Here is a 19,723-nt window from a genome sequence, read left to right as displayed (position 1 = left end):
CGTGTCTTTGCGCCTCTGCGCGCAAATCAGGCCGCTACGCGCACCCGTTCGGCACCCGCCAGCGATACCGGGCCGGCGGAGAGCAGGTCGACCGAGACCATGTCACCGATCGCCGCGTCGGTCATCAGATGGACCGATTGCAGCCATGGCGACTTGCCGAGCATCTGGCCGGGCAATTTGCCGCGGCGTTCGATCAGCACGTCGCAGCAGCGGCCGACGCTCGCCTGGTTGAACGCCTGCTGGTCGCGGCCGAGTGCCGCCTGCAGCCGTTGCAGCCGCTCGTCCATCACCGCGTCGGGGATCGCGCCGGCCATGTCGGCGGCGGGCGTGCCGGGGCGCGGGCTGTATTTGAACGAATAGGCCTGCGCATAGCCGACCGCATCGACCAGCCTTAGCGTTTCGGCGAACTCCGCCTCGGTCTCGCCGGGGAAGCCGACGATGAAGTCGCCCGACAGCGCGATATCGGGCCGGACCGCGCGTACCCGGTCGAGCAGGCGCAGATAGGAGGCGGTGTCGTGGTTGCGGTTCATCGCCTTGAGCACGCGGTCGCTGCCCGCCTGCACCGGCAGATGGAGGAAGGGCATCAGGCTCTCGACGTCGCCGTGCGCGTCGATCAGCCCTTGCCGCATGTCGTTGGGGTGGCTGGTGGTGTAGCGGATGCGGGCGAGGCCGGGGATACGGTCGAGCACGCGGATCAGATCGTGCAGCCCACGGCCGTCATCGTCCCAGGCGTTGACGTTCTGGCCGAGCAGCGTGATCTCGCGCGCGCCGGCGTCGACCAGCGCCTTCGCCTCGTCGACGATCGCCGCGAACGGGCGGCTGACCTCGGCGCCGCGCGTATAGGGTACGACGCAATAGGTGCAGAATTTGTCGCATCCTTCCTGCACGGTGAGGAAGGCGGAGGGGCCGACGCGGCGGCGCGCAGGCAGCGCGCCGAACTTCGACAGCAGCGGCATGTCGGTGTCGAGGCTGGGCGTACCGGCGGCGGCGCTCGCCACCAGCGCGGGAAGATTGTGATAGGCCTGCGGGCCGACGACGACGTCGACATGCGCGCGGCGGACGATCTCGTCGCCCTCGGCCTGCGCGACGCAGCCGGCGACCGCGATCATCGGGGCGGTCCGCTCGTTCACCCGCGCATTCTTGCGCAGCCGGCCGATGTCCGAATAGACCTTTTCGGTCGCGCGGTCGCGGATGTGGCAGGTGTTGAGCACGACGAGATCGGCACGATCGGGATCGTCGGTCGCGGTCATCCCCTCGGCCGCCATCAGTTCGGCCATGCGCTCGCCATCGTAGACGTTCATCTGGCAGCCGAACGACTTGACGTGGAAGGTCTTGGGCGGGGTCTGGGGTTTGTCCGCGGGAGTCATGCCGGCGCGCATACAGGATGTGGGGGGTGGTCGCCAGCGGGTAACCTGTTCCTCCTCCGGCAGGGCGAGTGGGACCGTTCGGCATCAGCCGAATGGCGATGGGGGAGAATGGGGTGGCAGCTCAATCAACAAGCTCCACCCCGTCCTCCCCCTCCGTCAGCGCTTTGCGCTGCCACCTCCCCCTGGCGGGGGAGGAATTGGGTTACATCGTGCCGGCGCCGCCCTGGGCGTGGGCGAGGTGCTTCTCGATGATCGGCACCGCGCTGGTCGCGACCTGGCGGAGTGCCGGGTCCTGGCCATCGGTGGCATAGCCCTTGTGGAGTGCCCAGGCGGTCTTATGCGCGTCGGCCTGCTGCTGCATGTAAAGGGCGTCGAAGCCGTCGGCGGGTGCCGACTTGAGCGCTGCGATCTTCGCCGCATTGGGTTCGGACAGCGCCTTGCCGGGCTTCGCGACCTTGGGCTCGGTCTTGGGGAGCGCCGCCATCAGCGATTTGGTGGTCTGCATATGGTCGGCGATCATCTCGCGCGCGAAATCCTTGGTCGCCGGGCTTTTCGCCTTGGTGAGCGCGAGTTTGCTCGACTGGATCTCGTACATGTCGCCGTCCGCCGCCCAGGTTACGTAATTCTGAGCCGGCGTGCCGGCGAGCGGCGTCGCACCGACCTGGGTCGCAGTCATCGAGCCGGCGTCCTGTGCCAGCGCGCCGGCAGATGTCGCGGCGAGGGCAATCGTGCTGATACAGATCAATATCTTGCGCATGTCTATCTCCTGGGATCGAGCTGTCCAACGACTGCCGGTGGAAGCTGTTCCTTCTCGACCTAGACTTGGCGAAATCTATGGCGGAGCCGATCCGGGCAGGTCGAAATGTTGCGGCGCATCAGGGATGCCATCCGCTTCGCCATTGCGAATAAACGCTGTACGGTCGGGTCATGACGATCATGACGCGCTCCGCAATCGCCCTGCTGCTCGCCACCGGCTGCGGCGCCATGCCCGCCTTCGCGCAGGAGGCGGAGGTCGACGCGCCACGGCGCACGCGGATCGGACTGGGGCCGCAGCTCGTGCCGCGTTATCCGGGGGCCGATTCGTTTGCGCTGCGGCCGTTCGTCGACGTGTCGCGGACGCGTGGCGACACGCCTTTCGCCTTCGAAGCGCCGGATGAAAGCGCGGGCTTTCCCATATTGCGCGACGACCGGTTCCAGTTCGGGCCGGTGATCGGCTTCGAGGGTCGCCGGCGCGCCCGCGATGTCGGTGGACGGCTGCCGAGCGTCGGCGCCACCGTCGAGCTCGGCGGCTTTGTCCAATATGCCCTGAGCGACGCGCTGCGGCTCCGCGTCGAGGCGCGGCAGGGGCTGGGCGGTCACAAGGGGCTGATCGGCGTGGTCGGCGCGGATTATATCGCACGCGACGCCGACCGCTGGCTGTTTTCGATCGGACCGCGGGTCACGCTGGCGGGCGCGCGCTACAATCGCGCCTATTTCGGCGTCGCCGTCGCGGATGCGGCCTTCGCCGGGCTGCCGGCGTTCAAGGCGGACGGCGGTTTGCAGGCGGTCGGGGCGACGGTGGGCGCCTTGCGGCAGCTGACCCCGCATTGGGGCGTGTCCGGCTATGCCAAATACGACCGGCTGGTCGGCGATCCCGGCCGGTCACCGGTGGTGCGCGCCTTCGGATCGCGCAGCCAGCCCTCGGTCGGGCTTGCGCTGAGCTATACGTTCGGCGCCGGCGTGCATTGATGCAGCGGCGGGTTCAGGCGGCGTCCTCGATCGCCGCCCGTGCCCGCGTGGCGATCGCCTTGCGACTGCCCGCCGCGGCGGGATCGAACGGCGCGAGCAGGTGGAGCGTCACCGGAAAGCGTCCCCGTCGCCGCAGCACCCGCAGCGCATGCGCAGCGCCGGGCTCGTCGCCGACCCAGGCGAGTTCGGGCGTCGCCGTGCCGTAATCGACCCGGATCGGCTGGACGCGCACGCCCGGCGGCGGCGGGTCGAGCGCGGCGAGTAGCGCTGCCTTGAACGGCAGCAGGGAGACGCCGTCGCCGGTGGTGCCTTCGGGAAAGACGGTCACCGGCCCGCCGGCGCCGATGGCGGTGCGGAGCTGCGCGATCTGCGCGGCCACCTGTAACCGGTCGTCGCGGCTGACGAAGAGGGTGCGGTTGAGCGTGCACAGCCAGCCGACCAGCGGCACGCCGCGCAATTCGCCCTTGGCGACGAAGGCGCTGCCGGTAGCCCCGGCGATCGCAAGGATATCGATCCAGCTGAGATGGTTGCTGAGGAACACGACGTCGCGGGCGAGCGGCGTGCCGACGACGCGCACCCGCGCGCCGACGATCCGCGCGACCAGCCCGAGGAACCGCCGCGGCCAAGGTGAAGGCCGGCGGACCGCCCGCCAGACGCCGTGCAGCGCGAGGCCGCCGAGGAGGGCGAAGACGAGCGCGAGCAGGCGGCCGGCGAGGCGCAGGTTGGCGATCATCGCGACAAGGAGGGTGCCGGTATCGCAACCACTTCATCGCCCCGGATTTGTTCGAGATCTTTGTGGCAGCCCCAGGTGCTCCTGCGGAGGCAGGAGCCCAAGAGTCCCGAACCCCATAAGGCGTTGTTCTGCTTGGCCCTGGGCTCCTGCTTCCGCAGGAGCACTGTGGTAATTCGTGGGGGATGCGGACTTTCCGGCAGGGCTCTAACGCGTCCGGGGTGACGGAGCTTTCGAGATGATCGACCGGATCTATACCCGCCGCCAGATGCGACTGGCATGGACGAAATCGGCGGCCGTCCCATCGGTCACGAGGCGGCGGCCGCGCTCACACCTTGCGGTCGAGGCTGACGCCGTACAATTCCATGCGGTGGTCGACGAGGCGGAAGCCGAGCTTCTCGGCGATCGCCTTCTGGAGCTGTTCCAGCTCGGGATCGACGAACTCGATGACCTTGCCGGTTTCGACGTCGATCAGATGATCGTGATGCGCCTCGGGCGAGGGCTCGTAGCGGGCGCGGCCGTCGCCGAAATCGTGACGGTCGAGGATGCCCGCCTCTTCGAACAGCCGCACCGTGCGGTAGACGGTGGCGATCGAAATCCCCGGATCGATCGCCGAGGCACGCTCATAGACCTTCTCCACGTCGGGATGGTCTTCGGCTTCGGACAGGACGCGCGCGATGACGCGGCGCTGTTCGGTGATACGCAGGCCCTTCTGGTTGCAAAGGGCTTCGAGATCGATCTTGCGGGGCATGTCCCCTATGTAGTGCAGGTGGCTTGTTGCGAAAAGCGAAACCGACTCGCAAAAAGCAGATGGTCAGATCGCGCGGCGATAGGTGTGCGCATCGAACGCCTGGCCGGTCTTGCCGCGATAGTAATTGCGCCGCTCGCCGACCTTGGCGAACCCCTGTTCGGTATAGAGGCGGACGGCGTCATTGCCTTCGCGCACCTCGAGATGCAGGTCGGCAATGCCGGTCGCCCGCGCCTCGGCGATGACGCCGCGGAGCAGCGCGCGGGCGATGCCGCGACGGCGCCAGACGGGATCGACCGCGAGCAACAGCAGCTCGGCTTCGTCGGCGACGCTGCGCACCATCGCGAAACCGGCGGGGGCTTCGTCGACATAAGCGAGCGTCAGCCGGACGCCGGGCATCGCCAGCACGCCGAGACATTGATTGCGCGTCCACGCCTCGCCGAACCGCGGTTCGAACGCGGCGGCCATCAGCGCATCGACCGTGGCGACATCGCGGGCGTCGCCGGTACGCAGCATCACCTGACGCGTCGCCATCACGCGGGCACCTTTCCGCCCGGCAATTTGGCATCGGGGGCCCGGCCGTAGACCGGGCGTGGCGGCAGCGTCGCGAGCGCCTGCGGCAGCAGCAGCGCATCGGACGCGTCGGGTAGCGCGGGCTGGCCGGCGAGCTCCGGCGCGACCTGCTGCAGCCAGCGCACGCCGTTGCCGACGGGATAACGATCGCCGAGCGCGGCGATCGCGACGTCGGGTTTGAGCGAGGCGAGGTCGTCGAGCGGCGCGGGGCCGGCGGCGAACGACTGGACGAACACCTCGCCATGGCCGCCCTCCAGCATCACCGCGATTTCGCCGGTGCGGCCGGCGGCGAAGTCGGCGGCGGCAATCAGCGACAGGCTGGAATAGCCGGCGACGCTCGCATCCCAGCCGAGCGCGAGTCCGCGGGCGGCGGCGATGCCGACGCGCAGGCCGGTGAAGCTGCCCGGGCCGACGTCGACGAGGATATGCGCGGCGCGGCCGCCGTCGGGCAGGTCGGCGATCATCGGCAGCAGTTGCTCGGCATGGCCGCGGCCGACCTCGCGATGCTGCGCGGCGATGACGCGGCCGTCCTCGATCAGCGCGACCGAACAGGCGGCGGTGGCGGTGTCGATGACGAGGATGCGGGAAGGGGCGTCGGTCATGTTTGGACTGCTTTGCGACACGCGGGCGCGGGGGACAAGCGTGGGTTTTGGCGCAATTCCTCCCTCGCGAAGCGGGGGAGGGGGACCGCCGGCGCAGCCGGTGGTGGAGGGGGCGTCGCCGCATACGACTTGGGTAGCCGTATCCTCCCCCTCCGTCAGGCCTTCGGCCTGCCACAGTGCCGGGTCGCCCATGCCCCCGGCATGGGCTTGGATTACCGGGGGCAATCCAACCCGGCACTCCCTGGCGGGGGAGGACTTAGGTTCACGCGATCGTGTTGAACCGTTCGAAGCCCGGCCGGGGCAGGCGGTCGTGGACGCTCGCCGGATCGCCATAGCCGAGCGTGGAGATGAAGTTGGTCCGCACCCCCGGCCGGTCGGCGAAGAACGCCTTGTCGACCGCGCCCTGGTCGAAGCCCGACATCGGCCCGGTATCCAGTCCGAGCGCGCGCGCGGCGATGATGAAATAGGCGCCCTGCAAGGTCGAGTTGCGGACCGCCGAGGCGGTGCGCAGCTCCGTATTGCCGTCGAACCATGCCTTGGCGTCGACGTGGGGGAACAGCTCGGGCAGGTGTTCGTGGAACTCGACGTCCATCGCGATGACGACGCTGACCGGGGCTTTCAGGATCTTCGCCTGATTGGTGTCCGACGCGCAGGCGGCGAGCTTCGCCTTGGCATCGTCGCTGACGCACCAGACGAGTCGTGCGGGCAATTGGTTGGCGCTGGTCGGGCCCCATTTCATCAGCTCCCAGATCGCATGGAGCTGATCCTCGGTCACCGCTCGGTCGGTATAACCGTTGTAGCTGCGCGCGGTGCGGAAGATGCGGTTGAGCGCGGTATCGGGCAGGGGCTCAAACATCAGACGGCTCTCACCTCGGTGACTTCGGGGACGTAATATTTGAGGAGCTGCTCGATGCCGCTCTTCAGCGTCGCGCTGGACGAGGGACAGCCGGCGCAGGCGCCCTGCATGCGGAGGAACACCTTGCCCTTGTCGAAGCCCCGATAGACGATGTCGCCGCCGTCGTTCGCCACCGCGGGACGGACGCGCGTGTCGATCAGCTCGCGGATCTGCGCGACGATGTCGGCATCGGCGGGGTCGTCGGTCAGTACCTCTTCGTCGGCGGGGACGCTGAACCCGGCGCTGCCCTGACGGAACAGCGGCATGTTGGCGGCGAAATGGTCGAGCAGGATGGCCAGCACGTCGGGCTTGAGGCTGTGCCATTCGACGCCGGGCGCGGCGGTGACCGACACGAAGTCGCGACCGAAGAACACGCCGGTGACGTCGCCGAGCGCGAACAGCATCTCGGCGAGCGGGCTCGCCTCGGCTTCCTCGGGGGTGGCGAAGTCGCGCGTGCCGGCATCCATGACGGTGCGGCCGGGCAGGAACTTGAGCGTCGCCGGATTGGGCGTGGTTTCGGTCTCGATCAGCATGAGCGTCATGTGGACCGTGGGGGGCGGGGGATCAAGCGTAACGGCGGAAAGGGATTGTTTCCACGTCCCCTGAATTCCTCCGGCCAAATTCTTCCCCCTCCACCACCACGCTGACGCGTGTCGGTCCCCCTCCCCCTTGCGGGGGAGGATTTGGTTACGTCTCGAGTTGCTTGACCGCGGCGTTCCAGCTTTTGATGTTCGCGCGCGCCTCCTGGACGAAAGGCGATCTCCGCATGACGCCGAGGAAGAGGTCGGCGATCCATTTGCCCGGATTCCTCAGCGGGCGTTCGAACTGGACGAGCAGCACCACGCGCGTCCCCGCGCTGTCGTTCCACACCTCGTGGTCGTAGGTGTCGTCGAAGATTAGGGTCTCGCCCTCCGCCCAGCGGACGATGCGGTCGGCGACGCGCATCCGCACGTCGCCGTCGCGCGGCACGAACAGGCCGAGGTGGCAGGTGATCAGCCCCTTGGTGACGCCGCGATGCGCCGGGATGTGTGTGCCGGGCGCGAGGATCGAGAAGAAGGCGCTGTTGAGCCCGGGGATGCGCGCGACCAGCGCCTGCGTCGCCGGGCAGCGCGCCAGATTGTCCTCGATCGGATAGCCGTAGCCCCACAGGAAGAAGGAGCGCCATTTGTCGACCTCGGCGATGGACCGGTGATCGGGCGAGATCGTCGCGAGGCTCGGCGCCGGCTGTCCCTGCAGCGCCACCGCCGCGGCCTCGTCGCGGATCGTCTGCCACTGGTCGCGCAGCAGCGCGGTCCAGCCGAACTGGCGCACGTCGAGCACCGGATCGTTGGCGACCAGCGACGAGGCGGCGATCATCCGGTCGAACAGGCCGCGCAGCCGCTTGCCGATGCGGATGATCAGCGGCCGGCCGGGCTCGGCGGCGAGCGGCGCGGGCGAAGTGGGCACGGCCTTGCCCGAGTTCCGCCACATTGCGGGGGCCGCTTCGTTCATACCGGTCGTCATTACAGATACCATCATCGAGTCGCGTCGGGCCCGTCGTTGCCCGCTGCCCCAAGACCGTCGGGCTACGCCCCGGCTGGGGCGAAATGATGACCGAAACGAGGAGGATACGGTCACGCTGGCGGGGCCGCGCCGCAATCGCTAGAGAGGGGGACTATGGCGTTTTTCACCCGCGCGTTCGCGCCCGTACTCGTCCTCGCCCTCGCGTCGGCGACGCTCGCCCAGGTCAGGGCTCCCGCCCGGCCCGCATCCGCCACCGCTGCCGCCCCGAACGCCGGGGTCAAGGTCGATCCGACGCCGTGGCTCTACAAGGGCAGCGACCTCGCGCACGATCCCGCCTGGGTGTTCGGTACTTTGCCCAACGGCCTGCGCTATGCGGTGCGCAAGAATGGCGTACCACCGGGGCAGGTGTCGATCCGCGTCCGCATCGACGCGGGTTCGCTGTACGAGAAGGACAGCGAGCGCGGTTATGCGCATTTCATCGAGCATCTCTCGTTCCGCGGCTCGGAATATGTCCCTGACGGCGAAGCGAAGCGGGTGTGGCAGCGGTTCGGCGCAACCTTCGGTTCGGACAGCAACGCCTCGACCACGCCGACGCAGACGCTCTACAAGCTCGATCTGCCCTCGGCGACCGACCAGACCGTCGACGAGAGCCTCAAGATCCTGTCGGGGATGATGGCGGCGCCGGCGCTGACCGATGCCGCGGTGTCGGCGGAGCGGCCGATCGTGCTCGCCGAGCGGCGCGAACAGCCCGGTCCGCAGGTCAAGCTGCAGGACGCGATGAACCGGCTGTTCTTCGCCGGCCAGCCGCTCGCCGAACGCTCGCCGATCGGCACGGTCGAGACGCTCGACGCGGCGAACGGCGCGAGCATCAAGGCGTTCCACGACCGCTGGTATCGCCCCGAACGCGCGGTCGTCATCATCTCGGGCGACATGGACCCGGCGACGCTGGGCCAGATGGTGACGCGCCATTTCGCCGGCTGGAAGGGTAACGGCCCCAATCCTGCCGATCCCGATTTCGGCAGGCCCGACCCCAAGCAGCCGACCTCGGCGACGCTGGTCGAACCCGGCCTGCCGCCGCTGGTGATGATGGGGGTGATGCGCCCCTGGCAGTACAATGACGATACCAAGATCTTCAACCAGAAGCGGATGGTCGACACGATCGCCGCGAAGGTGATCAGCCGGCGGCTCGAGCGGCGCGCGCGCGCCGGTGCGAGCTTCGTGCAGGCGGGGGTCGACCTCGACGACCGGTCGCGCTCGGCGAACATGACCTCGGTGCTGATCCTGCCGGTCGGCGACCAGTGGGAACAGGCGTTGAAGGACGTGCGCGCGGTGATCGCCGATGCGCAGAACAGCGCGCCGACGCAGGCCGAGATCGACCGCGAATATGCCGATTACGAGGTCGCGATCCGCAACAGCGTCGAGACCGCGCGGGTCGAGGCGAGCGCCAAACAGGCCGACGACATGGCCGGCGCGCTCGACATCCGCGAGACGGTGACCGCGCCCGAGAACAGCTATGCGATCCTGACCGAAGCGAAGCAGAAGGGGATGTTCAACCCCGCTGCGGTGCTCGCCTCGTCGAAGAAACTGTTCCAGGGCGACGCCACGCGGGCGCTGGTCAACACGCGCACCGCGGAGAAGGGGACGGCGGAGAAGCTCGCCGCCGCGCTCAAGGCGGACGTGTCGACGCTGACGATCAAGCGCGCCAGCCAGGCGGCGGTCGACTTCACCAAGCTGCCGGCGCTGGGCGCGGCCGGCACGGTCGCGTCACGCGAGCCGCTCGTTGGGCTGCCGGCGGAGAAGGTGCTGTTCGCCAATGGCGTGCGCATGCTGGTGTTCGCCAACCCCGACGATACCGGCCGCGTCTTCGTGCGGGTGCGGTTCGGCCGCGGCTATAACGCGCTGCCCGCCAACCGGCCGAGCCCGGCGTGGGCGGGCGACCTCGCGCTGATGGAAAGCGGTATCGGCAATCTGGGGCAGGACGATCTCGACCAGCTCACCGCGGGACGGCAGCTCGGCCTCGATTTCGGCATCGACGAGGACACCTTCTCGATCGCCGCGCTGAGCAGCCCCAAGGATTATGCCGACGAACTGACGCTGATCGCCGCCAAGCTGGCGCATCCGCGCTGGGACCCGGCGCCGGTGGCACGCGCCAAATCGGCGGCGCTGACCGCGATTCCCGGTTATGATTCGTCCGCGGACGGCGTGCTGTCGCGCGATCTCGAAGGGCTGCTGCATGCCGGCGATCCGCGCTGGGCGACGCCCGACGCCAAGGCGGTCGACGCGCTGACGCCCAAGGCGTTCGAGGCGTTCTGGGCGCCGCTGCTCGCCAGCGGTCCGATCGAGGTCGACGTGTTCGGCGACGTCAAGGCGGACGAGGCGATCGCCGCGGTGGCCAAGAGCCTCGGCGCGATCCCCGCGCGCACCCAGCCGACGACGGCGGCGCCGCCGGTGCGTTTCCCCGCGCATGTCGCGACGCCGGTGCTGCGCTACCACAAGGGCCCCGACAATCAGGCGAGCGCGGTGATCGCCTGGCCGACCGGCGCCGGCGTCGCCGACATCGCCGAGGCGCGCCGTCTCGACGTGCTGGCGCAGGTGTTCAGCGACCGATTGTTCGAGCGGATGCGGCAGGCGGCGGGGGCGAGCTACAGTCCCGGCGTCGCGAGCAACTGGCCCAAGGGGCTGCCGGGCGGCGGCCGCCTGATGGCGGTGAGCCAGGTCGCGCCGGCGAACGTCGACCTGTTCTTCCGCCTGTCGCGCGAGATCGCCGCCGATCTCGCCAAGACGCCGATCGGCGCCGACGAGCTGGCGCGGGTGAAGGGGCCGTTGCAGCAGGTCTATGCGCGCGCGGCGACGAGCAGCCTGTTCTGGCTGCGCGAGCTGTCGGGCGGGGCCTATGACGATCGCCGGCTGGAGGCGACGCGTCGCATCGGCCGCGACTTCGGCGACGTGACGCCCGAGGTGTTGCAGGCGACCGCGGCGAAATATCTGGTGCCGGCGAAGGACTGGACGCTGGCCGTGCTGCCGCGAAAGGGGAAGTAGCCTTATTCCTCCCCCGCCAGGGGGAGGGGGACCAGCGTAGCTGGTGGAGGGGGAGGATAGGGTGGAGCTTGGCGGCTCAAAGCGGAATCGGGATCAGGCGAGGGCGCTCCGTCGCCAGTTGACGTTGCCCGAAGTTCTGCTGTGGCGGGAGCTGCGTGGGCTGCCGGTACGGTTCCGCAAACAGGCTCCGGCTGATCCTTACGTGCTCGATTTTTACTGCGCCAAGGCGAAGCTGGTGATCGAGGTCGATGGTGAAGCGCACGATCGTGGCGACCGGCCGGAACGTGATGCACGCCGCGACGCATGGTTGGCGGAGCGGGGGATCAAGACGCTGCGGATACCGGCGCGGGATGTGTTGAAAGACCTCGACGCCGTGATGCGGCTTATCCTCGCAGAGTTGGCCGCCCGCTGAAACGCCCCCTCCACCACCCGGCTACGCCGGGCGGTCCCCCTCCCCCGCTAAAGCGAGGGAGGATTTGCATATTCCTCCCCCGCCAGGGGGAGGTGGCAGCGCGAAGCGCTGACGGAGGGGGAGGACAGGGCGGGAGCCTCGCGAGGCTACCTCACCCCCGATACAGCGCGTCCAGCCGGTCGCCATATTCCTTGCGGATCACGTGGCGGCGGATCTTGAGGCTGGGCGTCAGTTGCTCGTTCTCGATCGTGAACGGCGCGTCGGCCAGCACGAAGCGGCGGATGCGTTCGGTGACCGACAGATCCTTGTTCACTCGCTCCACCGCATGGCCGATCGCGGTGCGGTATTCGCTGTTCTCGGCGAGGCGCTCGAACTTGCAGAGCGTGCCGTTGGCCGCGCACCATTCCTGCGTCCATTCGGGGTCGGGGACGATCAGCGCGACCATATAGGGGCGCCGGTCGCCGGCGATCATCGCCTGCACGATCTCGGGTTGGAGGGTCAGCATCCCCTCGACCTTCTGCGGCGCGACATTGTCGCCCTTGTCGTTGATGATAAGGTCTTTCTTGCGATCGGTGATCGCGATGCGGCCGGCGGCGTCGATCTCGCCGATGTCGCCGGTGTGCAGCCAGCCGTCCTTGAGCACGCGCGCCGTCTCGGCCTCGTTGCGCCAATAGCCGTGCATCACCAGTTCGCCGCGCACCAGGATCTCGCCGTCCTCGGCGATGCGCACCTCGGTGTCGATCAGCGGCGGGCCGACCGAATCCATGCGGATCCTCGCGCTCGGCCGGTTGCACGAGATCACCGGCGCCGCCTCGGTCTGGCCATAGCCTTGCAGGAAGGTGACGCCGAGCGACTGGAAGAACAGCCCGATCTCCGGGTTGAGCGGCGCGCCGCCCGACACCATCGCCTTCATCCGTCCGCCGAACTTCTTCGCGATCTTCGGCTTGAACAGAGTGCGGACCAGCAGTTGCGCGGGCCGGTCGGCGAGGCGCAGCGTGCCCGCATTCGCCTTCGCGCCGACGTCGAGCGCCTTCGCCAGCAGATAGGCGGACATGCCGCCCTGTTTCTCGATCGCCTTGCTGATCCGCGTGCGCAGCACCTCGAACAGGCGCGGCACGACGAACATGATCGTCGGGCGCACTTCCTCGATATTGGCGGCGAGCTTGTCGAGCCCCTCGGCATAATAGATCTGGCCGCCGAGCGAGATCGGCAGATGCTGGCCGCCGGTATGTTCATAGGCGTGGCTGAGCGGCAGGAACGACAGGAATACCTCGTCGCCCGCGCCGAAATCCTCTTCGATGACCGTCGCGCAGCCGTTGCAATTGTGCAGGATCGCGCCGTGATGCTGCATCACCCCGCGCGGTGCACCGCCGGTGCCGCTGGTGTAGATGATGCAGGCGAGGTCCCCGCGCTGGAAGGTCGCTTCCGCCGCGGCCACCGTTGGCTCGGTCGGATGGTCGGCGATCAGCGCATGCCAGTCGTGGAAGTCGACGCCGGCCGAGGGCGCGCGCATCGGATCGATGCCGATGACGATCTGGCCCTGGTTGGAGCGCAGCACCGCGGTGAGCACCGTGCGCGCGAGCTTGTCGGTGGACACGATGATGCCGCATGCGCCCGAATCGGCGATGATATGGGCATGGTCGCGCTCGGTATTGGTGACATAGGCCGGCACGGTGATGCAGCCCGCCGCCATGATCGCGAGATCGCTGATGCACCATTCCGGCCGGTTCTCGCTGACCAGCATCACCCGGTCGCCCGGTTTCATGCCGATCGCCTTGAGACCCGCGGCGAGGCTCGCGACCTGGCGTGCCGCCTCCGCCCAGCTCGTCGCGACCCATTGGCCGTCGCGCTTCGCCCAGAGGAAGGGTGCGTCGCCGCGGTCCTTCGCCCGCGCGAAGAACATCGTGACGAGATTGGGAAAACGCTCGAGGGCCATGATCTCTCCTGTCGCGGCCGGGCTCGCCGGCCCGCCGTCGTCGTTTATTCCGAAGGGCGGTTGGCGACCGGCGCCATGCGGGTCGGGTCGCTGACGCTACCGTCCTCGCCGATCGCGACGCCCTCGCTGCGCGGATCGGCGGCGCCGACCCAGCGGCCCTGCTTCCATTCGATCGCATTGGCCTTGAGCCCGAGCGGCGCGACCTGCGTGCGTTCGCCCAGCGCGGCGAGCGCGGGTTGCAGCGCGGCGGCGCCAGTGCCGGTCTCCAGCGTCGCGACCGGGCCGGGGGCGTAGACAAGGCCGAGCGCGATCGCCTCCTGCGCCGACAGATTCCAGTCGAGCACGCCGATCAGCGCCTTGGCGATCTGCGCGATGATCGTCGAGCCGCCCGCCGCGCCGACCGCCAGACGGACCTTGCCGCTGGCGTCGTAGACGATCGTCGGCGCCATCGAGCTGCGCGGCCGCTTGCCGCCCTCGACGCGGTTGGCGACGAGATAGCCGGCATCCACCGGCACGATGTCGAAGTCGGTCAGCTCGTTGTTGAGCACGGTGCCGTCGACGACCAGCCCCGAGCCGAACGGCCCCTCGACCGTCGTCGTCACCTCGACGACGTTGCCGGCGCGATCGGCGACGGCGAGGTCGGTGGTGCCGGCGACCTCGCTGACCGGCGCGGGGGTGCGCGCCGGCGCGCCCGGCGGCGTACCGGCGGCGACGCGCGCCATGGTCCGGTCGGTCACGATCAGCGCCGAGCGCTTCGCGATATAGGCGGGGTCGAGCAGGCCCCTGACCGGGACGCGGACGTAATCGGGATCGCCGACGTACAGGTTGCGGTCGGCATAAGCGAGGCGCGAGCTTTCGGCGAACAGATGCCAGGCGACGGGCGAGTCCTTGCCTAGTTTCGCCATGTCGAACCGTTCGAGCTGTTTGAGGATCATCAGCACGGTGATCCCGCCCGACGACGGCGGCCCCATCCCGCAGATCCGGTAGGTCCGATAGGGGACGCACAATTCGGGGCGCGGCTTGGCGTCGTAGGTCGCCAGATCGCCGGTCGTCATCGTCGACGGGTTGCGCGCGGCGCCGTTGACCGTCGCGACCAGCTTCGCCGCCTGCGGGCCGACATAGAAACTATCGGGACCCTGCCGCGCGATCCGGTCGAGCAGCGCCGCCTGTGCCGGGTTGCGCAGGATGCCGTCGGCGCCGACGGTGAAAACCGCGCGCGCCTCGGGCGTGAGATGGTCGCCGTAGGATTCGTCCGAATGGCGGAAGCGCGGGCTGACGCGGAAGCCGTCGCGCGCCAGCCGGATCGCCGGTTCGAACAAGCGCGCCCAGGGCAGTTTGCCCGACTGGCGGTGCGCCAGCGCCATGCCGCGCAGCGCACCCGGCACGCCGACGCTGCGCCCGCCCGGCACCGCATCGTCGTGGCTCAGCGGCCTGCCGGCGGCGTCGTAGAACCAGCGCGGCGTCGCGGCGGCGGGGGCAGCCTCGCGCGCGTCGATCGTCGTCACCTTGCCGGTCTTGGCGGCGTGGCTGACCCAGAAGCTGCCGCCGCCGATGCCGGAACTCTGCGGCTCGACGACGTTGAGCGCGAGCATCGTCGCGATCGCGGCGTCGGTGGCGCTGCCGCCCGCCTTGAGGATCTCGACCCCCGCCGCCGCGGCGCGCGGATCGGCGGCGCTGACCATGCCGGGCGCCTGGCGGCCGGGGGCCTGGGGCGGCGGAGCCTTGGCCAGCGCCGGGGCACTGACGGCGGCAAGGGCGAGCGCGAGTCCGATCTTCATCGCCGCAAAGCCTAACGGCTGGCCCGCCGAGGGCAAGCCGTTACGCCGTGGCCGCCGCGGTGATATCGGCGAAACCGTCGCGGACGAGGCAGGCGTCGAGCTCGGCGAGGATATGGCGGGCGAGTCCCGGTCCTTCGTAGACGAGCGCCGAATAGAGCTGGACGAGGCGCGCACCGGCGCGGATGCGCGCATAGGCTTCGGCGCCGCTGTCGATTCCGCCCGCGGCGATCAGCGCGATGCCGCCGCCGGTGGCGCTGCGCAGGTCGGCCAGTCGCTGCCGGGCGAGCGTCGCGAGCGGCGCACCCGACAGGCCGCCGGCCTCGCCCGCTTGTGGCGACCGTAGCGGCGGGCGCGAGATCGTCGTGTTGCCCATGATGATCGCGTCGAGCCCGTGGCCGATCGCGGCGCGGGCGATGCCGTCGATCGCCGCGGCGTCGAGATCGGGGGCGATCTTCAGGAACAGCGGCGTCGTGGCGCGCGCCGCGGTGCAGGCGGCGAGCAGTTCGTCGAGTGCCGCGCCGTGCTGGAGATCGCGCAGGCCGGGGGTGTTGGGCGAGGAGACGTTGATCGTGACGTAATCGGCGAGCGGCGCGGCGGCGGAGACGCCGGCGACGTAATCGGCGACGCGGTCGGTCGCGTCCTTGTTGGCGCCGACGTTGATGCCGAGCCGGCCGGCACCGCGCCGGGCAGCGCGCGCGCGGGCGAGGCCGCCTTCGAGCCCGCCGTTGTTGAAGCCCATGCGGTTGATGACCGCGCGGTCGGCGACGAGGCGGAACAGTCGCGGCTTCGGGTTGCCCGATTGGGGCAGGGGGGTGAGCGTACCGATCTCGACCGCGCCGAAGCCGAGGCCGAACAGACCCTCGATCGCCACCCCGTCCTTGTCGAGCCCCGCAGCGACGCCGAGCGGGTTGGCGAAGGCTAGGTCGCCGATACGGGTGGCGAGGCGCGGATTCGGCTTGGCGGCGGGAGCGGGCAGTTTGGCGCGCACCGCCAGCGCCTTGAGCGTCAGCGCATGGGCGCGCTCGGCATCAAGCGCGAAGAGCAGCGGGCGAAGGGCGTAGGACATGGGGTGGCCCATCGCATCCCCGACCCCGACGCTTCAAGTCCTGCCTCGCGCTTCCCCCTTCGTCATCCCGGCGAACGCCGGGACCCATGGTTGCGGTGGAGCCGCGGTGATTCGCTATCATCCGCGTCGCGCGTCCATGGGTCCCGGCTTCCGCCGGGATGACGAAGAGTAAGGGGGCGTCTGCCCGCGTCCTCCATCACCCATGACAACGCCACTCACACTGATCGCCCTTCCCCGCTTGACCGCAGCGCACAAAACCCTATCTCGCAATCGGATCGAATTGATCCGATTTGCGAAACGCTCGCAACAACCGACCGGAGCCGATGCGACTTTCCAGCCTTGCCGATTATGCGGTCGTGATGATGTCCGCCGCCGCGCGCCATTGCGGCGGTGCGGCGCGACTCAACGCGACGCTGCTCGCCGAGGAAACCGGCGTGCCGCTGCCGACCGCGCAGAAGCTGGTCAGCCGTTTGTCCAGCGCCGGCCTGATCGAGAGCGCGCGCGGTACCGGCGGCGGCTTCCGCCTCGCGCGGCCCGCCGCGGCGATCAGCCTCGCCGATATCGTCGAGGCGGTCGAGGGGCCGATCCAGATGACCTCCTGCGTGGAGGGCAGTCGCCACGAATGCGGGCTGGAGGGCAATTGCCTCGTCCGGCCGCATTGGGGGATCGTCAACGAGGCGGTCCGCGGCGCGCTTGCCGGCGTCTCGCTCGCCCGGCTTTCGCGCGCTCCCATCCACGATCCCATTCCCGCTCCGCTGAGCGAACAGGTGTAACCATGGCGACCAAGAACGCAGAGGCCTATGCGGCCGTCTCCAAGACCTACGAATGGGGCTTTTCGTCCGATATCGAACAAGACTTCGCGCCCAAGGGGCTGAGCGAGGACACGGTTCGCTACATCAGCGCCAAGAAGAACGAGCCCGAATGGATGCTCGACTGGCGGCTGAAGGCGTTCCGCCTGTGGCAGACGATGGCGGCGCCCGACTGGGCCAAGCTGAACGTGCCCCCGATCGACTATCAGGACGCTTATTATTACGCCGAGCCCAAGGCGAAGCCCAAGCTCGGCTCGCTCGACGAGGTCGATCCCGAGATCCTGCGCGTCTACGAGAAGCTCGGCATTCCGATCGCCGAGCAGAAGATGCTCGCCGGGGTCGAGGACCTCGATGCGGAGGGCAATCCGAAGCGCCGCGTCGCGGTGGATGCAGTGTTCGACAGCGTCTCGGTCGCCACCACCTTCCGCAAGGAGCTGGAGGCTGCGGGGGTCATCTTCCGCTCGATCAGCGAGGCGATCCGCGAATATCCCGATCTCGTCCGCAAATGGCTGGGCAAGGTCGTGCCGCAGCGCGACAATTATTTCGCGACACTCAACTCGGCGGTCTTCTCCGACGGTACGTTCGTCTACATCCCGGAAGGCGTGCGCTGCCCGATGGAGCTGTCGACCTATTTCCGCATCAATGCCGAGAATACCGGCCAGTTCGAGCGGACGCTGATCGTCGCCGACAAGGGTAGCTACGTCTCCTATCTCGAAGGCTGCACTGCGCCGATGCGCGACGAGAACCAGCTCCATGCCGCAGTGGTGGAACTGGTCGCGCTCGACGATGCCGAGATCAAATATTCGACCGTGCAGAACTGGTATCCCGGCGACGAGAATGGCGTCGGCGGCATCTACAATTTCGTCACCAAGCGCGCGCTGTGTCAGGGCCGGAACAGCAAGGTGTCGTGGACGCAGGTCGAGACCGGATCGGCGATCACCTGGAAATATCCGAGCTGCGTGCTCGCCGGCGAGAACAGCGTCGGCGAATTCTATTCGGTCGCGGTGACCAACAACCGCCAGCAGGCCGATACCGGCACCAAGATGATCCACCTCGGCAAGGGATCGCGCTCGACGATCGTGTCGAAGGGGATTTCGGCGGGGCGGTCGGACAATACCTATCGCGGGCTGGTCCGGGTCGGGCCGACCGCGGAGAACGTCCGCAACTTCACGCAATGCGATTCGCTGCTGCTCGGCGACCAATGCGGGGCGCATACCGTGCCGTACATCGAGGTGAAGAACCCCTCGGCGCAGATCGAGCATGAGGCGACGACCTCGAAGATCAGCGAGGACCAGCTCTTCTACGCGATGAGCCGTGGTCTCGATCAGGAGGCGGCGGTGGCGCTGATCGTCAACGGCTTCGCGCGCGAGGTGCTGCAGCAATTGCCGATGGAATTCGCCGTCGAGGCGCAAAAGCTGCTCGGGATCAGCCTCGAAGGCTCGGTAGGGTAAGATTGGGTGGGGGATGCGGGTGACGGTCTCGGTGAGACTCCCCCCACCCCCAAAGGAAGAAGATCAGATCAATGCTCAAGATTGAAAACCTGCACGCCGAGATCGACGGCAAGCCGATCCTCAAGGGGCTCACCCTCGCGGTGAACGCCGGCGAGATCCATGCGATCATGGGGCCGAACGGTGCGGGCAAATCGACGCTCGGCTATGTCCTCGGCGGGCGTCCTGGGTATGAGGTGACCGAGGGGTCGATCACCTTCGACGGGCAGGACCTGCTGGAGCTTGCTCCCAACGAGCGCGCTGCGGCGGGCGTGTTCCTCGGCTTCCAATATCCGGTCGAGATCCCCGGCGTCAGCAACGTCCAGTTCCTGCGCGAGGCGCTTAACGCGCAGCGCGGCGTGCGCGGTGAGAAGCCGCTGTCCGGGGCGGAGTTCCTCAAGCTCGCGCGAGAGGAGGCGCGCAAGCTCGACATGGATGCCGAAATGCTCAAGCGGCCGGTCAACGTCGGTTTCTCCGGCGGCGAGAAGAAGCGCAACGAGATGGTGCAGATGGGCGTCGTCAACCCCAAGTTCGCGATCCTCGACGAGACCGACAGCGGCCTCGACATCGACGCGCTGCGCATCGTCGGCGACGGCATCAACCGCATCATGCGCGCGCCCGACAAGGCGGTGCTGCTGATCACCCATTACCAGCGGCTGCTCGACTACGTGCGGCCCGACGTCGTCCATGTGCTCGCGGACGGGCGTATCGTCCGCACCGGTGATGCTGACCTCGCACACGAGCTGGAGCGTGAGGGCTATGCGGGGGTAACGGCGTGATTCTCGTTCACGCGAAGGCGCGAAGGCGCGAAGGGGGCTCGTCGCTTGGCATGCCGTCGGGTGCCCTCGATATGGTTTTTGTTCGCGCAGAGGCGCGGAGGCGCGGAGAGCGCGTCGCCGGAGGCGTGCTCCCATCGATCATCCCCAACGATTTTGATATTGTGCTGACGCGCAAGAAGGCTCGCGCTGCAGGCGGCGTCGCGTCTTCTTCTCTTCTTCTCCGCGCCTCTGCGCCTCTGCGCGCAAAAAACCTTTCTTCTCTTCGCGTCTT

The 19,723-nt window shown here is 68.5% G+C and carries 18 protein-coding genes; 6 read left to right on the top strand and 12 right to left on the bottom strand.

The window, feature by feature from the left end; genetic code table 11:
* Window positions 1-26: 26 nt before the first annotated feature.
* Both miaB and AC07U4_RS07145 read right to left on the bottom strand, forming a co-directional pair.
* A complete protein-coding gene (gene miaB / locus AC07U4_RS07150) occupies window positions 27-1,367 on the bottom strand; it encodes a tRNA (N6-isopentenyl adenosine(37)-C2)-methylthiotransferase MiaB (protein WP_495194901.1) in 1,341 nt (446 codons plus the stop codon).
* A gap of 202 nt (window positions 1,368-1,569) precedes the next feature.
* Window positions 1,570-2,124 (bottom strand): DUF4142 domain-containing protein, encoded by a 555-nt coding sequence (locus tag AC07U4_RS07145; protein ID WP_495194900.1) that lies wholly within the window; start codon window positions 2,122-2,124, stop codon window positions 1,570-1,572.
* Window positions 2,125-2,294: 170 nt separating this feature from the next.
* Between AC07U4_RS07145 and AC07U4_RS07140 the strand changes: the two genes are divergently transcribed.
* The gene (locus AC07U4_RS07140; RefSeq protein ID WP_495194899.1) at window positions 2,295-3,095 is read left to right on the top strand and encodes a MipA/OmpV family protein; all 801 of its coding nucleotides are present in this window, start codon (window positions 2,295-2,297) and stop codon (window positions 3,093-3,095) included.
* 13 nt (window positions 3,096-3,108) lie between these two features.
* On the opposite strand, the gene AC07U4_RS07135 is transcribed toward AC07U4_RS07140, so the two are convergent.
* The 7 genes from AC07U4_RS07135 to AC07U4_RS07105 form a co-directional block, all read right to left on the bottom strand.
* The gene (locus AC07U4_RS07135; protein ID WP_495194898.1) at window positions 3,109-3,828 is read right to left on the bottom strand and encodes a lysophospholipid acyltransferase family protein; all 720 of its coding nucleotides are present in this window, start codon (window positions 3,826-3,828) and stop codon (window positions 3,109-3,111) included.
* Window positions 3,829-4,153: 325 nt separating this feature from the next.
* Window positions 4,154-4,576: a Fur family transcriptional regulator gene (locus AC07U4_RS07130; protein ID WP_037534772.1), complete on the bottom strand. Its 423-nt coding sequence runs from the start codon at window positions 4,574-4,576 to the stop codon at window positions 4,154-4,156.
* 63 nt (window positions 4,577-4,639) lie between these two features.
* On the bottom strand, window positions 4,640-5,107 hold the full coding sequence (locus AC07U4_RS07125) for a GNAT family N-acetyltransferase (protein WP_495194897.1): 468 nt from the start codon (window positions 5,105-5,107) through the stop codon (window positions 4,640-4,642).
* Window positions 5,107-5,748 carry a tRNA (adenosine(37)-N6)-threonylcarbamoyltransferase complex dimerization subunit type 1 TsaB gene (gene tsaB / locus AC07U4_RS07120; protein WP_495194896.1) on the bottom strand — a complete coding sequence of 214 codons (642 nt, stop codon included), beginning with the start codon at window positions 5,746-5,748 and terminating at the stop codon, window positions 5,107-5,109. Before tsaB ends, AC07U4_RS07125 begins: the two co-directional genes overlap by 1 nt.
* Window positions 5,749-6,010: 262 nt before the next feature.
* On the bottom strand, window positions 6,011-6,604 hold the full coding sequence (locus AC07U4_RS07115; RefSeq protein ID WP_495194895.1) for a malonic semialdehyde reductase: 594 nt from the start codon (window positions 6,602-6,604) through the stop codon (window positions 6,011-6,013).
* A complete protein-coding gene (locus AC07U4_RS07110) occupies window positions 6,604-7,176 on the bottom strand; it encodes a NifU family protein (protein ID WP_038666821.1) in 573 nt (190 codons plus the stop codon). The genes AC07U4_RS07115 and AC07U4_RS07110 overlap by 1 nt, the downstream gene beginning before the upstream one ends.
* Before the next feature lie 154 nt (window positions 7,177-7,330).
* Window positions 7,331-8,146 (bottom strand): aspartyl/asparaginyl beta-hydroxylase domain-containing protein, encoded by an 816-nt coding sequence (locus AC07U4_RS07105; RefSeq protein ID WP_495194894.1) that lies wholly within the window; start codon window positions 8,144-8,146, stop codon window positions 7,331-7,333.
* Between the two features lie 153 nt (window positions 8,147-8,299).
* On the opposite strand from AC07U4_RS07105, the gene AC07U4_RS07100 reads away from it, so the two are divergent.
* Window positions 8,300-11,185, top strand: a complete 2,886-nt coding sequence (locus tag AC07U4_RS07100; RefSeq protein WP_495194893.1) for a M16 family metallopeptidase — start codon at window positions 8,300-8,302, stop codon at window positions 11,183-11,185.
* Between the two features lie 61 nt (window positions 11,186-11,246).
* Window positions 11,247-11,597 carry an endonuclease domain-containing protein gene (locus AC07U4_RS07095; RefSeq protein WP_495194892.1) on the top strand — a complete coding sequence of 117 codons (351 nt, stop codon included), beginning with the start codon at window positions 11,247-11,249 and terminating at the stop codon, window positions 11,595-11,597.
* A gap of 151 nt (window positions 11,598-11,748) precedes the next feature.
* On the opposite strand, the gene AC07U4_RS07090 is transcribed toward AC07U4_RS07095, so the two are convergent.
* Genes AC07U4_RS07090 through AC07U4_RS07080 form a run of 3 tightly spaced genes read right to left on the bottom strand, consistent with a single transcriptional unit; the run spans window position 11,749 to window position 16,377 of the window.
* Window positions 11,749-13,536: an AMP-dependent synthetase/ligase gene (locus AC07U4_RS07090; RefSeq protein WP_495195026.1), complete on the bottom strand. Its 1,788-nt coding sequence runs from the start codon at window positions 13,534-13,536 to the stop codon at window positions 11,749-11,751.
* Between the two features lie 41 nt (window positions 13,537-13,577).
* A complete protein-coding gene (ggt, locus tag AC07U4_RS07085) occupies window positions 13,578-15,311 on the bottom strand; it encodes a gamma-glutamyltransferase (protein WP_495194891.1) in 1,734 nt (577 codons plus the stop codon).
* 40 nt (window positions 15,312-15,351) lie between these two features.
* Window positions 15,352-16,377: a quinone-dependent dihydroorotate dehydrogenase gene (locus AC07U4_RS07080; RefSeq protein ID WP_245640880.1), complete on the bottom strand. Its 1,026-nt coding sequence runs from the start codon at window positions 16,375-16,377 to the stop codon at window positions 15,352-15,354.
* 323 nt (window positions 16,378-16,700) lie between these two features.
* Between AC07U4_RS07080 and AC07U4_RS07075 the strand changes: the two genes are divergently transcribed.
* The 3 genes from AC07U4_RS07075 (at window position 16,701) to sufC (ending at window position 19,452) form a co-directional block, all read left to right on the top strand.
* Window positions 16,701-17,150, top strand: a complete 450-nt coding sequence (locus tag AC07U4_RS07075; RefSeq protein WP_052075566.1) for an SUF system Fe-S cluster assembly regulator — start codon at window positions 16,701-16,703, stop codon at window positions 17,148-17,150.
* 2 nt (window positions 17,151-17,152) lie between these two features.
* The gene (sufB, locus tag AC07U4_RS07070) at window positions 17,153-18,637 is read left to right on the top strand and encodes a Fe-S cluster assembly protein SufB (RefSeq protein ID WP_038661488.1); all 1,485 of its coding nucleotides are present in this window, start codon (window positions 17,153-17,155) and stop codon (window positions 18,635-18,637) included.
* Window positions 18,638-18,708: 71 nt separating this feature from the next.
* The gene (sufC, locus tag AC07U4_RS07065; RefSeq protein WP_495194890.1) at window positions 18,709-19,452 is read left to right on the top strand and encodes a Fe-S cluster assembly ATPase SufC; all 744 of its coding nucleotides are present in this window, start codon (window positions 18,709-18,711) and stop codon (window positions 19,450-19,452) included.
* Window positions 19,453-19,723: the final 271 nt, after the last annotated feature.

This window comes from Sphingomonas sp. GW821-FHT02B09, from assembly GCF_059421875.1.
This window is presented reverse-complemented; position numbering and strand designations above follow the sequence as displayed.

Bases quoted from the DNA above. Each gene is read 5' to 3' on its own strand.
- miaB (WP_495194901.1), bottom strand. From the start codon at position 1,367: ATGACTCCCGCGGACAAACCCCAGACCCCGCCCAAGACCTTCCACGTC.
- AC07U4_RS07145 (WP_495194900.1), bottom strand. From the start codon at position 2,124: ATGCGCAAGATATTGATCTGTATCAGCACGATTGCCCTCGCCGCGACA.
- AC07U4_RS07140 (WP_495194899.1), top strand. From the start codon at position 2,295: ATGACGATCATGACGCGCTCCGCAATCGCCCTGCTGCTCGCCACCGGC.
- AC07U4_RS07135 (WP_495194898.1), bottom strand. From the start codon at position 3,828: ATGATCGCCAACCTGCGCCTCGCCGGCCGCCTGCTCGCGCTCGTCTTC.
- AC07U4_RS07130 (WP_037534772.1), bottom strand. From the start codon at position 4,576: ATGCCCCGCAAGATCGATCTCGAAGCCCTTTGCAACCAGAAGGGCCTG.
- AC07U4_RS07125 (WP_495194897.1), bottom strand. From the start codon at position 5,107: ATGGCGACGCGTCAGGTGATGCTGCGTACCGGCGACGCCCGCGATGTC.
- tsaB (WP_495194896.1), bottom strand. From the start codon at position 5,748: ATGACCGACGCCCCTTCCCGCATCCTCGTCATCGACACCGCCACCGCC.
- AC07U4_RS07115 (WP_495194895.1), bottom strand. From the start codon at position 6,604: ATGTTTGAGCCCCTGCCCGATACCGCGCTCAACCGCATCTTCCGCACC.
- AC07U4_RS07110 (WP_038666821.1), bottom strand. From the start codon at position 7,176: ATGCTGATCGAGACCGAAACCACGCCCAATCCGGCGACGCTCAAGTTC.
- AC07U4_RS07105 (WP_495194894.1), bottom strand. From the start codon at position 8,146: ATGACGACCGGTATGAACGAAGCGGCCCCCGCAATGTGGCGGAACTCG.
- AC07U4_RS07100 (WP_495194893.1), top strand. From the start codon at position 8,300: ATGGCGTTTTTCACCCGCGCGTTCGCGCCCGTACTCGTCCTCGCCCTC.
- ggt (WP_495194891.1), bottom strand. From the start codon at position 15,311: ATGAAGATCGGACTCGCGCTCGCCCTTGCCGCCGTCAGTGCCCCGGCG.
- AC07U4_RS07080 (WP_245640880.1), bottom strand. From the start codon at position 16,377: ATGTCCTACGCCCTTCGCCCGCTGCTCTTCGCGCTTGATGCCGAGCGC.
- AC07U4_RS07075 (WP_052075566.1), top strand. From the start codon at position 16,701: ATGCGACTTTCCAGCCTTGCCGATTATGCGGTCGTGATGATGTCCGCC.
- sufB (WP_038661488.1), top strand. From the start codon at position 17,153: ATGGCGACCAAGAACGCAGAGGCCTATGCGGCCGTCTCCAAGACCTAC.
- sufC (WP_495194890.1), top strand. From the start codon at position 18,709: ATGCTCAAGATTGAAAACCTGCACGCCGAGATCGACGGCAAGCCGATC.